The 13703-nt window shown below is 64.5% G+C and carries 9 protein-coding genes; 7 read left to right on the top strand and 2 right to left on the bottom strand.

Annotated features, from left to right (window positions below; genetic code table 11):
* The first annotated feature begins 60 nt into the window (after positions 1 to 60).
* The 4 genes from IVB54_RS30545 to ybaK all read left to right on the top strand — a co-directional run bounded on the left by IVB54_RS30545 (position 61) and on the right by ybaK (position 5791).
* Entirely contained in the window at positions 61 to 348 is a 288-nt protein-coding gene (locus IVB54_RS30545; RefSeq protein WP_026233096.1) for a hypothetical protein, read from the top strand.
* 248 nt (positions 349 to 596) lie between these two features.
* Entirely contained in the window at positions 597 to 2306 is a 1710-nt protein-coding gene (locus IVB54_RS30540; RefSeq protein ID WP_018456151.1) for an NADH-ubiquinone oxidoreductase-F iron-sulfur binding region domain-containing protein, read from the top strand.
* Complete coding sequence (gene fdhF, locus IVB54_RS30535) at positions 2303 to 5071, top strand: formate dehydrogenase subunit alpha (protein ID WP_018456150.1); 2769 nt, start codon at positions 2303 to 2305, stop codon at positions 5069 to 5071. The genes IVB54_RS30540 and fdhF overlap by 4 nt, the downstream gene beginning before the upstream one ends.
* 246 nt (positions 5072 to 5317) lie before the next feature.
* Positions 5318 to 5791, top strand: coding sequence for a Cys-tRNA(Pro) deacylase (gene ybaK, locus IVB54_RS30530; RefSeq protein ID WP_018456149.1), 474 nt, complete (start codon positions 5318 to 5320; stop codon positions 5789 to 5791).
* A gap of 13 nt (positions 5792 to 5804) precedes the next feature.
* Here the strand turns inward: ybaK and IVB54_RS30525 are convergent, their stop codons facing one another.
* Complete coding sequence (locus IVB54_RS30525) at positions 5805 to 6488, bottom strand: GntR family transcriptional regulator (protein ID WP_018456148.1); 684 nt, start codon at positions 6486 to 6488, stop codon at positions 5805 to 5807.
* 157 nt (positions 6489 to 6645) lie between these two features.
* Between IVB54_RS30525 and tcuA the strand changes: the two genes are divergently transcribed.
* From tcuA to tcuB, 3 genes are read left to right on the top strand one after another with little or no spacing between them, the layout of a single operon-like run.
* Positions 6646 to 8037 carry an FAD-dependent tricarballylate dehydrogenase TcuA gene (gene tcuA, locus IVB54_RS30520; protein WP_018456147.1) on the top strand — a complete coding sequence of 464 codons (1392 nt, stop codon included), beginning with the start codon at positions 6646 to 6648 and terminating at the stop codon, positions 8035 to 8037.
* Positions 8038 to 8065: 28 nt separating this feature from the next.
* Positions 8066 to 9094 carry an esterase gene (locus IVB54_RS30515; protein ID WP_018456146.1) on the top strand — a complete coding sequence of 343 codons (1029 nt, stop codon included), beginning with the start codon at positions 8066 to 8068 and terminating at the stop codon, positions 9092 to 9094.
* Positions 9095 to 9098: 4 nt separating this feature from the next.
* Positions 9099 to 10205: a tricarballylate utilization 4Fe-4S protein TcuB gene (gene tcuB, locus IVB54_RS30510; protein ID WP_026233095.1), complete on the top strand. Its 1107-nt coding sequence runs from the start codon at positions 9099 to 9101 to the stop codon at positions 10203 to 10205.
* Positions 10206 to 10277: 72 nt separating this feature from the next.
* Here tcuB and IVB54_RS30505 read toward each other — a convergent pair whose 3' ends face one another.
* Positions 10278 to 13682, bottom strand: coding sequence for an acyl-[ACP]--phospholipid O-acyltransferase (locus tag IVB54_RS30505; protein WP_018456144.1), 3405 nt, complete (start codon positions 13680 to 13682; stop codon positions 10278 to 10280).
* Between the last annotated feature and the right edge of the window lie 21 nt (positions 13683 to 13703).

Here is a 13703-nt window from a genome sequence, read left to right as displayed (position 1 = left end):
AGGCGTCCCGCTTCGTTGGCCTTTCGGACATCATCAGAAATGGGACTTAGGGGGATTGAAATGATTCGCACCCGAATTTGCCTTCGAATTTGCCTCGCGGCCGTGTTGCTCGTCGCTGGCCTTCATGCCGCATCCGCGCAGACGGCGACGCCGCCGGCGGCGCCTGCTGCAGCGACGCAAGCCAAACCTGGCAAGATGAAGCTCACCATGCAGAAGCTGAAAGACATGAAGGCGAAATGGGCAACCAACAAGCCGAAGCTGAAAGCCTGCCGCGCCGACGTGAAGTCCAAGGGCCTCGCCGGCGACGATCGCTGGTTCTACATTGAAGAGTGCATGAGCAAGACTTGAGATCGGGTTCCATCCGACGCTTGCGCAAAAGGGCACGGCGGGCGACCGCCTGCCTCCTAAATCATTCTAGAGACGCTCTAAATTCTCTTGCATCTGGCATACCAGAGATTAGAGTTGCGTCGAATTTGGCTTGATCGGCGGGACGCAGGAACCGGTGGTTCCGTTTGATCGAGTCGGGAAATGAAGACTGATCGCCTTGGCGGTCCGGTCCAAACTCATCACGCATTTGAAGAGAACGCGACGTCTCCATGAGCAGCAACGACGACGTTCACAAGGTTCGCGAGTTCGAACATCCCGGCCAGGGACGGAAGCGCGCCAAATCCACACCCAAGGGACGGCAGGTCGATCCCACCGCCTCTCATGAGATCGCGCAGTTGCTCGGCGACCGACCGCGGCGTCGCGACCTGTTGATCGAATATCTGCACCTGATCCAGGATCAGTACCGCCAGATCTCGGCCGCGCATCTCGCCGCGCTCGCCGACGAGATGAAGCTCGCGTTCGCCGAAGTGTTCGAGACCGCGACCTTCTATGCGCATTTCGACGTGGTAAAGGAAGGCGAGCCCGATATCGCGCCGCTGACGATCCGCGTCTGCGATTCGCTGACCTGCGCGATGCTCGGCGGAGAGAAGCTGCTCGCGGATTTGCAAGACGCGTCAGGTCCCGGTATCCGCGTGGTGCGTGCGCCCTGCGTCGGCCGCTGCGATACGGCGCCTGCCGCGGAAGTCGGACACAACTTTGTTGACCATGCGACGGTGGCCAATGTCATGGCGGCGGCGAAGGCTGGCGATACCCACGCGCATCTGCCCAACTATATCGGCTATGAAGCCTATGTCGCCGGCGGCGGCTACAAGCTGCTCAATCGCCTGTGCTCGGGCGAACTACCGACGGACGACCTGCTGAAGGCGCTCGACGACGCCTCGTTGCGCGGTCTCGGCGGCGCCGGCTTCCCGACGGGACGTAAATGGCGCGCGGTGCTTGGTGAACCCGGCCCGCGCCTGATGGCGATCAACGGCGACGAGGGCGAGCCCGGCACGTTCAAGGATCGCGTCTATCTCGAGAGCGATCCGCACCGTTTCCTCGAGGGCATGCTGATCGGTGCGCATGTGGTGCAGGCCTCGGATATCTACATCTACCTGCGCGACGAATATCCGGCCTCGCGCGAAATCCTCGAACGTGAGATCGCGAAGCTGCCGCCGGGCGGTCCGACGCTGCACATGCGCCGCGGCGCTGGCGCCTATATCTGCGGCGAGGAATCCTCGCTGCTGGAAAGCATCGAGGGCAAGCGCGGCTTACCCAGGCACAAGCCGCCTTATCCATTCCAAGTCGGTCTGTTCGGCCTGCCGACGTTGATCAACAATATCGAGACCTTGTGGTGGGTGCGCGACATCATCGAGAAGGGCGCCGACTGGTGGAAGGGCCACGGCCGGCATGAGCGGCACGGCCTGCGCAGCTTCTCGGTTTCGGGCCGCGTCAAGAATCCCGGCATGAAGCTCGCGCCTGCTGGCATCACCGTGCGCGAGTTGATCGACGAATATTGCGGCGGCATGGCCGATGGCCATCAGTTCTACGCGTACCTCCCGGGTGGTGCGTCCGGCGGCATCCTGCCGGCGGCGATGGACGACATCCCGCTCGATTTCGGCACGCTTGAAAAATACGGCTGCTTCATCGGCTCTGCCGCGATCGTGATCCTGTCGCAAAAGGACAGCGTGCGCGCGGCCGCATTGAACCTGATGAAGTTCTTCGAGGACGAGAGCTGCGGCCAGTGCACGCCGTGTCGCGTCGGAACCCAGAAGGCCGCGCTGCTGATGCAGCAACCGGTCTGGAACCGCGCTCTCCTGGACGAATTGAGCCAGGCGATGCGCGATGCCTCGATCTGCGGGCTCGGACAGGCGGCATCGAATCCGCTTGCCACCGTGATTAAATATTTCCCTGACGAGTTCAAGGAAGCGGCCGAATGACCAAGATTACGTTCGAACTCGACGGCAAGCAGGTCGAGGCCAATGCAGGCGAGACGATCTGGCAAGTCGCAAAACGCCAGGGTCGCGAGATTCCGCATCTGTGCTACTCGCCCGCGCCGGATTATCGCCCCGACGGCAATTGCCGCGCCTGCATGGTCGAGATCGAGGGCGAGCGCGTGCTCGCGGCGTCCTGCAAGCGCACGCCATCGGTCGGCATGAAGGTGAAGACCGAGAGCGCGCGCGCGGTTTCCGCGCAAAAAATGGTCATGGAGCTGCTGGTCGCCGACCAGCCGGCGCGCGAGACCTCGCACGATCCGGACTCCAAATTCTGGCACTGGGCCGAAACCACTGGGGTTACCGAGAGTCGCTTCCCCGCCGCCGAGCGTTGGGCGACCGACGCCAGCCATCCGGCCATGCGCGTCAATCTTGACGCCTGCATCCAGTGCGGACTGTGCGTGCGCGCCTGCCGCGAGGTCCAGGTCAACGACGTCATCGGCATGGCCTATCGCAGCCACGGCTCGAAAATCGTGTTCGATTTCGACGATCCCATGGGCGAGTCCACTTGCGTCGCCTGCGGCGAATGTGTGCAGGCCTGTCCGACCGGGGCCCTGATGCCGGCCGTAATGCTGGACGAGAAGCAGACCCGTGTCGTCTATGCCGACAAGAAGGTGGACTCGCTCTGCCCGTTCTGCGGCGTCGGCTGCCAGGTGACTTATGAGGTCAAGGACGAGAAGGTGATCTATGCCGAGGGCCGTGACGGCCCCGCCAATCACAACCGCCTTTGCGTCAAGGGCCGCTTCGGCTTCGACTACATCCATCATCCGCATCGCCTGACCAAGCCGCTGGTGCGGCTGCCCAACGCGAAGAAGGATTCCAACGACCAGGTTGATCCGGCCAATCCGTTCACGCATTTCCGCGAAGCGAGCTGGGAAGAAGCGCTCGACATGGCGGCCAAAGGCCTGGTCAAGATCCGCGACGAGAAGGGCGTGAAGGCGCTGGCCGGCTTCGGTTCGGCGAAGGGCTCCAACGAGGAGGCCTATCTGTTCCAGAAGCTGGTGCGCACCGGCTTCGGCTCGAACAACGTCGACCATTGCACCCGTCTGTGCCACGCCTCGTCGGTCGCGGCGCTGTTCGAAGGTCTGAGCTCGGGCGCCGTATCGGCGCCGTTCTCGGCTGCGATGGACGCCGAGGTCATCATCGTGATCGGCGCCAATCCGACCGTGAATCATCCAGTCGCCGCGACCTTCATCAAGAACGCGGTCAAGCAGTACGGCGCAAAGCTGTTCGTCATGGACCCGCGCCGGCAGACGCTGTCGCGCCATGCGACCAAGCATCTGCAGTTCAAGCCGGGCTCCGACGTCGCCATGCTGAACGCGATGATCCACACGATCATCACCGAAGGGCTGACCGACGATCAGTACATCGCCGGCTACACCGAGGGGTTCGAGGAGCTCAAGGAGAAGATCAAGGAGTTCACACCGGAGAAGATGGAGCCGATCTGCGGTGTCCCGGCGCAGACCCTGCGCGAGGTCGCGCGAACCTATGCGCGGGCAAAATCGTCGATCATCTTCTGGGGCATGGGCATCAGCCAGCATGTCCACGGCACCGACAATGCGCGTTGCCTGATTGCGCTGGCGCTGATCACCGGCCAGGTCGGGCGTCCCGGCACCGGCCTGCATCCGCTGCGCGGCCAGAACAACGTGCAGGGCGCTTCCGATGCCGGTCTGATCCCGATGTTCCTGCCGGATTATCAGCCGGTCGGCCGCGACGACATGCGCGGCGTCTTCGAGAAGCTGTGGGGCCAGGATCTCGATCCCGTGCGCGGTCTGACCGTGGTCGAGATCATGAACGCGATCCATGCCGGCGAGATCAAGGGCATGTATATCGAGGGCGAAAACCCAGCGATGTCCGACCCCGATCTCCAGCATGCGCGCCAGGCGCTTGCCATGCTCGACCATCTCGTGGTGCAGGATCTCTTCGTCACGGAGACCGCGTTCCACGCCGACGTCATCCTGCCGGCCTCGGCGTTTGCCGAAAAGGAAGGCTCCTTCACCAACACCGATCGCCGCGTGCAGCTCGCACGCCAGGTGATCAAGCCGCCGGGCGATGCGCGGCAGGATCTCTGGATCATCCAGGAGATCGGCAAGCGCATGGGGCTGCCGTGGAATTATGCCGGTCCCGGCGAGGTCTTCACCGAGATGGCGGAGTTGATGCCGTCGCTGAAGAACATCACCTGGGAGCGGCTGGTGCGCGAAGGCGCGGTGACCTATCCCGTCGACGGTCCCGACGTGCCCGGCAACGAGATCATCTTCACCACGGGCTTCCCGACCGCCAGCGGCCGCGGCAAGATCGTTCCGGCTCACGTCATCCCGCCGGACGAGATCCCCGACACCGAATATCCGATGGTGCTCTCGACCGGCCGCGTGCTCGAGCATTGGCACACCGGCTCGATGACCCGCCGCGCGCAGGTGCTCGACCAGATCGAGCCCGAGGCGGTCGCGTTCATGTCGCCAAAGGACATGCACAGGAAGAAGCTCGCGCCCGGCGATTTCATCCGGCTCGAGACCCGCCGCGGCGCGGTCGAGGTCAAGGTCCGCTCCGACCGCGACGTTCCCGAGAACATGGTGTTCATGCCGTTCTGCTACGCGGAGGCGGCGGCCAATCTCCTGACCAATCCGGCGCTCGATCCGTTCGGCAAGATCCCGGAGTTCAAGTTCTGCGCGGCCAGGGCCGAACGTGCCGAGATGCGCGACGCGGCGGAGTAGGGCAGCGCGCTCGCCGGTTATTTGGCGACACAATGCCTGCGGTGTCGTCCCGGCGAAGGCCGGGACCCATACCGCGAGGTGTCTCGTTAGCGGATGGTGGGCGTACCGAACGACGAGTCTTCTCCAAACTCCTCCCTGTGGTTATGGGTCCCGGCCTTCGCCGGGACGACGCTGAGGCTGTGGTGCATGTGTCCACCCGTGTCGCCGTCCCTTCGCTCCTCGCAGCGGCGGTGCTAGACATCGTCCGTGTCCAAAGCCACCCCAGCCACACGCGCGCTCACGGCCGCCGGTCTTGCCTTCACTGTCCACACCTACGACTACGATCCCGACGCCGAGAGCATCGGCCTTCAGGCTGCATCCGCACTCGGCGAGGATCCCGCGCGCGTCTTGAAGACGCTGATGGCGCTGGTCGACGGCAAGCCGGTCTGCGTGATCGTCCCGTCCGATCAGGAAGTCTCGATGAAGAAGCTCGCCGCTGTTGTTAGCGGCAAGTCGGCGCAGATGATGAAGCCGCCTGAGGCCGAGCGCCTCACCGGCTACAAGGTTGGCGGCATCAGCCCATTCGGGCAGCGGAAGCTTGTGCGCACCGTGATCGAGCAGAGCGCGCTCGCACATGATTACGTGTACGTGAATGGCGGTCAGCGCGGACTGCAGGTGCGGCTCAGTCCGGGCGATGTGCGGGACGTGTTGAAGGCGATCGTCGCGGAACTGGTCGCCTGAGCGCGGCGCTCTGCTATTGTTTTTGCAACAGCTTCAGCCGACAGCGCAGCGCTTCGCGGATGTGTGTGCGCGCGAGCTGCTCCGCTTTGCCGCCGTCGCGAGCCGCGATGGCGTCGATGATGGCCTGGTGCTCGCCGTGGCTGGTCGACGGGCGACCGGATACGGTGAACGTGGTTGGACCGAGCAGGGCGATCCAGTCCTGCAATTCCCGCGAAGCGTTGTCGAGATAGCGGTTGCGCGCGGCGCGGCAGATCGCCTCGTGGAAGGCGCGGTTGAGCCGCGCCATCTCGGCGGGATCAGTCCCCGACGCTTCCACGAAGGTCTGCTCGATGTCCCTGAGCGCGTCGACCTCGGTCGCAGACGCGTGCTCGGCGGCAAGTCGGGCGGCGGCGCCCTCCATGATCTCGCGCATGGCGTAGAGCTCGAGCACCTCCGAGATGTCGAGGTTGCGTACGATCAGGCCGCGGCCGCCGGCAGGTTCGACGAACCCACGTGCGGCAAGCCGCCCGAGCGCTTCCCGCACCGGGGTGCGGCTGACCTTCAGCCGCTGGGCGACCTCTTCCTCGCGCAGGCGGTCGCCGGCGCGGTAGCTGCCGGCCTGCAGCGCCTCGCAGAGCGAGCGGAACACTGCTTCGCCGAGCGCCACGCCGCTGCCGCGCGCGATCGAGCCGCCTGCTTTTGTCGGGCGTCTTGCCATGCATCCTCGTGCTCGCCACGCGCATCCTTCCCATGCAGGATAACGCTTGCCGGACATTCGTATATCTTTGTATACAAAGGTGCGCAATGACCAGCCGGATTGGCCGGGGCCGCCGGCGGGCAGAATGTCTCCAACTTCGTCGCATCGGACAGACGGCATGAGCAGCAAATACGATGTGCTGGTGATCGGCGGCGGCAACGCGGCGCTGTGTGCGGCGATCAGCGCGCGACGCGGTGGGGCATCGGTGCTGGTGCTCGAAGGCGCGCCAAAGTTCTATCGCGGCGGCAACACGCGCCACACCCGCAACATGCGTTGCGCACATGACGAGGCGACCGAAATCCTCACCGGCCCCTACACTGAGGAAGAGTTTTGGGAGGATCTCCTGCGCGTCACCGGCGGCCAGACCGACGAGGTGCTCGCCCGGCACATGATCCGCGAGTCCAAGGACATCTTGAACTGGATCGTGGAGCAGGGCGTGCGCTGGCAGCCCTCGCTCGGCGGCACGCTGGGCCTCGGCCGCACCAACTCATTCTTCCTCGGCGGCGGCCGCGCGATGTTGAACGCACTTTATCTCACCGCCGAGAAGCTCGGCGTCGAAATCGAATACGACGCCGAGGTTATCGACCTCATGATCGAAGACGGCATGTTTCTCGCCGCCCACCTCAGGCGGCCGATCAAGGGCGACACCGAGATCCGCGCGACGTCGCTGGTCGCCGCCGCCGGCGGATTCGAGGCCAACATCGAATGGCTGAAGCAATATTGGGGTGAGGCCGCCGACAATTTCCTGATCCGCGGTACCCCCTATAACCGCGGCTCGATCCTGAAGATGCTGCTCGCCAAGGGCGTGCAGGAGGTCGGCGACCCCACCCAGTGCCATGCGGTCGCGATCGACGCGCGCGCGCCGAAATTCGACGGCGGCATCATCACGCGGCACGATTCTGTCGTGTTTGGCATCGTCGTCAACAAGCACGCGCAGCGCTTCTATGATGAAGGTGAGGACATCTGGCCGAAGCGTTACGCGATCTGGGGCCGGCTGGTGGCCGCGCAGCCCGAACAGATCGCCTACATCATCTTCGACTCCACCGTGGTCACGAGCTTCATGCCGACGCTATTCCCGCCGATCGCAGGGCAGACGGTGGCTGAGCTTGCCGGCAAGCTCGAGCTCGATCCGGCCGCGCTGGAAAAGACGATCACCGAATTCAACGCCGCGGTGCAGCCCGGCACCTTCGACCACACCATTCTGGACGATTGCCGCACGGAAGGCATCACGCCGCCGAAGACGCATTGGGCACGGCGGATCGAGACACCGCCCTACCTTGCCTATCCGGTGCGGCCCGGCATCACCTTCACCTATCTCGGCACGCGCGTGACCAGGGAAGCGCGCATGCTGATGGCTGACGGCAAGCCGTCGGCCAACATGTTCGCGGCCGGCGAGATCATGGCCGGCAACGTGCTCGGCAAGGGCTATGCCGCCGGCATGGGCATGACCATCGGCAGCGTGTTCGGGCGGATCGCAGGACGGGAAGCGGCACGCCACGCGAAGAATTAGGCGGAAGAACAGACACGAGGGAGGAACCATGTCACGCATTGCCATTGCTTCGATCGCGGCGCTGCTGACCGTCGGCTACGCCCACGCGGCCGAGCCGATCACGCTGCGAGACATGGGCTCGTTCCATGTCGGTGGCCGTCTTGTCGAAATCTCGGGCAAGCCGGTGAGGGAGGTCGTGTTCGCGCCCGGCGGAGTGCCGGCCAAGGTTGATCCCAACGGCACGTATCAGGTCGAGCAGATGTATGTTCAGTATTTCCTGCCGGCAAACGAGAAGGGTGCCTATCCTTTGCTGATGTGGCATGGCGGCGGACTGACCGGCGTCACCTACGAGACCACGCCTGACGGACGCGAAGGCTGGCTGAATTATTTTCTACGCATGGGGTGGGGGGTCTATAACTCCGACGCAGTAGAGCGCGGACGCGCGGGCTGGGCGCAATATCCCGATATCTTCAAAGGCGAGCCGGTCTTCCTGACCACGGCCAACCCGTTCGAGCGTTTCCGCATCGGCGATGGGCCGAACTCGTACGATCCCGATCCCGCCAAGCGAAAATTGTTGCCGGGCAACCAGTTCCCCGTCGAGGGTTACGAGAATTTCGTCAAGCAGAACGTACCGCGCTGGACCACGACCGACGATGCGACCATCGCCGCCTATATCGCTGAGATCGATCGCGTCGGCCCCTCGGTGCTTCTGTTCCACAGCCAGGCCGGCACCTTCGGCTTCAAGGTCGCGCAAGCCCGCCCTGACAAGGTCAAGGCGCTGATTGCGATCGAGCCGGCCGGCATCGGCGATCCCGCCAAAGCGGATGTGCTGAAGAACGTCCCGACCCTCATCATCTACGGCGACTATATCGAGCGCGATTCGCGCTGGCCCAAGATCCGCGCCAACGGCATCGCCTTTGCGGACGCCATCAAGGCGGCCGGCGGCAGCGTCGACATCATCGATCTCCCGCAGACAGGCATCAAGGGCAATTCGCATATGGTGATGATGGACAAGAACAATCTCGAGGTCGCGGCCCTGATCCAGAAATGGCTCGAGGGCAAAGGCCTGACGAAGTAAAGCCATGCACGGAAGCAGAATTTTGGATGAAGGCGACCGCCTGATGACGGTCTGCAATTCCTGCCGTTACTGCGAAGGCCTTTGCGCGGTTTTTCCCGCCATGGAGATGCGCCGCGCCTTCTCCGACGGCGACCTCAATTATCTCGCCAATCTCTGCCATGGCTGCGGCGCCTGCTACGTCGACTGCCAGTTCTCGCCGCCGCACGAATTCAACGTCAACGTCCCGCAGACGCTGGCGATCGCGCGCGCGGAATCCTATGCGACCTATGCCTGGCCGCAGGCGCTGTCCGGTGCCTTCGCCCGCAATGGTCTCGTCATCAGCATCGTCGCCGCGCTCAGCATGGCCGCCTTCATACTCGGCTTCGCTGCCCTAAACGACCGCAGCGTGCTGTTTGGCGTGCACACTGGCCCCGGCGCGTTCTACAAGTTGATGCCGCACAACGCGATGGCAGCGTTGTTCAGCGCCGCCTTCCTTTATGCGATTTTCGCGCTGGTGATGAGCGTGCGTGCCTTCTGGCGGGATATCGGCCCGCCGATCGGCGGCCGTGCGGACGGCGGCTCGATCTTTCAGGCGATGCGCGACGCTGGTGAGCTGCGCTACCTCCATGGTGGCGGCGTCGGCTGCTACAATGAGGATGACAAGCCGACCGACCGGCGCAAGCTTTTCCATCACCTGACCTTCTACGGCTTCCTGCTCTGCTTCGCCGCGACCTCGGCCGCAACGCTGTATCACTATCTGCTCGGCCGCGAGGCGCCGTATCCGTGGTGGGATCTGCCGGTGGTTCTCGGCACGCTCGGCGGCATCGGCCTGATCATCGGGCCGATCGGCCTGTTCGTCGCCAAGATGCGGCGTGATCCGGCGCTGCTCGACGAGCAGCGCTACGGCATGGATGTCGGCTTCATCGCCATGCTGTTCCTGACCGGGTTCACCGGCATGCTGCTTCTGATTCTGCGGGAGACTGCCGCCATGGGACCGCTGCTGGCACTCCATTTAGGTGCAGTGTTCGCGCTGTTCATCACCATGCCCTACGGCAAGTTCGTGCACGGCATCTATCGCTTCGCGGCGCTGGTGCGTTATGCGCAGGAGCGACGCGGAGAAGCCGGTTCTTGAGATTCAGGCGGCGCGGAAGCGGCCGATCGGGGCACCGCGCCTCGCCTGATTGAGGCGCCTCGTGCATCTCTCTTATGCCACCTCGCGCTCTGGTCCAGACGCCTGCTCGCGGGCCATCGTCGTTGCCGTGACGTAGTCGGTCTTGCCGGTCCCGAGCAGTGGCACCTTGTCGACCACCATGATCGCAGCGGGAACGGTCAGCTCGGACGCGCCGATCGCCTTGGCGTGGCCTTGCATGGCGCTGCGCTCGGCGTTCTTCTCCGTCGTCAGCAACACGATGCGCTCGCCCTTTCGCTGGTCCGGGATCGACACGGCGACTGAACCGGCCTGCGGCCACAGCGTTGTCGCGATGTTCTCGACCGCCGACAGCGAGACCATTTCGCCGGCGATCTTGGCAAAGCGCTTGGCGCGACCCTTGATGGTGATGAAGCCGGCCGGGTCGATCGCCACGATGTCGCCGGTGTCGTGCCAGCCGTCGGCGAGCGGCTCGAGCACGCCGGGATTTTCGGCCCGCAAGTATCCGAGCATTACGTTGGGTCCGCGCACCGACAGGCGTCCGCCTTCCTCGATGCCGGGGACCGGGTCGAGGCGGCTTTCCATCAGCGGCGACAGGCGGCCGACCGTGCCTGGACGATTGGCCATCGGCGTGTTCATCGCCAGCACCGGTGCCGTCTCGGTGACGCCATAGCCTTCGAGGATGCGGATGCCGTAACGCTCCATGAAGACCTGCCGGGTGCGATCCTTGACCGCCTCCGCGCCGGCGATCACCAGGCGCAAGGTGCGGAAGTCGTAGGCATGGGCCGAGCGTGCATAGCCCGTGAGGAATGTGTCGGTGCCGAACAGGATCGTGGCTCCGGTCTGGTAGATCAGCTCGGGCACGATCCGGTAGTGCAGCGGCGAGGGGTACATGTAGATCGGAATGCCCGCGAGCAGCGGCATCATCATTCCACCGGTCAGCCCGAAGGAGTGGAACACCGGCAGCACGTTGAACACCTTATCATTGGCGTTGGCATCGACCCGCGCCAGCGCCTGTGCGGCGTTCGCAAGGATATTGCGGTGGGACAGCACAACGCCCTTGGGCGTGCCTTCCGAGCCCGACGTGAACAGCACGACCGCCGGATCGCTCGCCTGGCGGGCGACGCGGGGCGCGGTGCCGGCGAGCAGGCCCTTGATCTTGTCGGCCGTGCCGATCGAAGCACGGACGTCCTCGAGGTAGACCACGCGAACTTCCGCGGAGATCGCCGCCATCAGCTTGTCGAGCTTGCCCTTCTCGATGAAAGCTTTCGACGTCAGCACGGTTTTGACCTGCGCGGCTTTCATGGCGGCAAGCACGTTGACCGGGCCCGCCGAGAAGTTGAGCATTGCCGGCACCCGGCCGATGTTTTGCAGCGCCATGAAGACGACGGCGACGCCAGCGGAATTCGGCAGCAGCACACCGACATTCTCACCGATAGCGGTGCCGTTCTCCAGCTTCCGGCTCAAGACCTGCGCGCCCAGGATCAGCTTGCGATAGGTCAGCTTGGTACCGAGCGCGTCCTCGACGATGACCTTGCCGGTGTCGCGGTCGCGATAGGCGTGTCCGAGCGCCTCGAACAGGGTGTGATCGAGCATGGCGTTCTTCACCATGGCGTCGATCATCACGTCCTGAAGTGCTGCGCCCGCGGCGTTGCGGCGCGCCTTGCCCTTGAGCGACGGATCGACCGGAAGCTTGACTGGCGGCAGGATGGTGACGGTCACCCGCGGAAACCACGAGCGCTTGATCTGGCTGCCGTTGAGATAGCTGAGATGCGAGCGCTGGGCGCCTTCGATGCGGACCGGGACGACGACTGCGTCGGCCTTGTCCGCGATCATCGCGGTGCCGTCATAGACCTTCATCAGCGAGCCGGAAACAGTGATGCGTCCTTCCGGGAAAATCACCACCGGCTCTCCGGCGGCGACGAGCTTGATGAGGTCGCGCGCCGCCAGCGGCTTGGTGGGGTCCATGGTGTAGTGCTTGACCACCCGCAGGAACGGCTTGGCCCACCAGGCCTTGGCGATGCCGGTATCAACCGCGAAGCTCGCGTCGATCGGGAGCACGGCGTGCAGGAGCGGGCCGTCGATCAGGCTGACATGATTGGGCGCGATCAGCATGCGCGTGCCAGCAGGCGGCAGGTTCTCCAGCCCGCGGACCTCGGTGCGGAACAGCGCGCGGAACAGCAGCCCGCCAAAGTCGCGCACGCCTTCCTTGCCCCACTTGGTCAGCACGAACCAGACTGCGCCGAAGCTGATGACGCCGAGGCCAAAGAAGATCCAGCCGATGTGCAATCCGCCGGCCTGCAACAGCGCGACGAACAGCGAGCCGGCCACCATGAAGGCGGCCTGCAGCACGTTGCCGGCGGCGATAATGCGGGCGCGCTCGGAGGGGGCGGACCAGGCCTGGACGGCGGCGAAGGACGGAACGACGAACAGCCCGCCGCCGAATGCGAAGGCGACGAAGTCGAGCAGCATGCGCAGGCCCGCGAACGAAGTTGCGAAGTCGGCAGCAGTGATGTCCTGGCCCTTGGCGGTCACGCCGATCGCCCAAGCGAGGTCGATGCCGGCAAACCCCATCATGACGGCGCCGATCGGCACCAGCGCGAGGTTTGGGCGAACGTGGCTCAGATTCGCGGCGAACAGCGAGCCGATGGCGATGCCGATTGCGAAGATCGCGAGACACAACGTCACCACGCCCTCGGTGCCGCCGATGACCTCCTTGACCAGCGCCGGCAGCAGCGAGAGCACGATGGCGCCCACCAGCCAGAACCAGGAGACGATCACGGTGCCGTCCCACAGCCGGTGGTCGGCGTGCAGCGTCTTCAACAGGCCGAGCGTCGAGGTCCAGGGATTGGCGTTGACCGGCAGATCGGGTGCAGACGGCGTCGTCGCGGGAATGCGGGAGGCGAAGGTCCAGGACAGCAGGGCCAGCACGACCACGGCCGATGCGACCCAGCCCATATGCGCGGAGCCGGCCACGAACTGGCCACCGGCAACGGTGCCGAGCAGGATGGCCATGAAGGTCGCGCCTTCGACCAGCGCGTTGCCGGTCGCGAGCTCGCCGAGCTCGAGCTGGTCCGGCAGCATCGCGTATTTCACGGGTCCGAACAACGCGGCGATGACGCCGAACAGTGCGAGCGCTGCGAACAGCAGCGGCACCGAGTGCAGGAAGAAGCCGGCCGCGGCAAAGCCCGCGGCAAAGATCTCGGCGAATTTGAGCCGCCTTGCGACGACGGATTTGACGTATTTGTCGGCGAGCTGGCCGCCGAGCCCGGACAGGATGAAATAGGGGAAGATGAACACCGCGCCCGCGACCGTCACCAGCGCATCACCGTGGCCGGTCGCGGCACTGTAAAGCAGGATGATGACGAGTGCGTTCTTGAGCACGTTGTCGTTCAGCGCCGAGAAGAATTGCGCCCAGAACAGCGGCGCGAAGCGGCGTGACGACATCAAATCCCTGATCATGACTAGTCCTGTTTTGGAAAC

This window comes from Bradyrhizobium sp. CW1 (assembly GCF_023100665.1).
Taxonomy (GTDB): domain Bacteria; phylum Pseudomonadota; class Alphaproteobacteria; order Rhizobiales; family Xanthobacteraceae; genus Bradyrhizobium; species Bradyrhizobium canariense_D.
The sequence above is the reverse complement of the archived record's forward strand: the minus strand, read 5'-3'. Positions and strand labels throughout refer to the sequence as shown.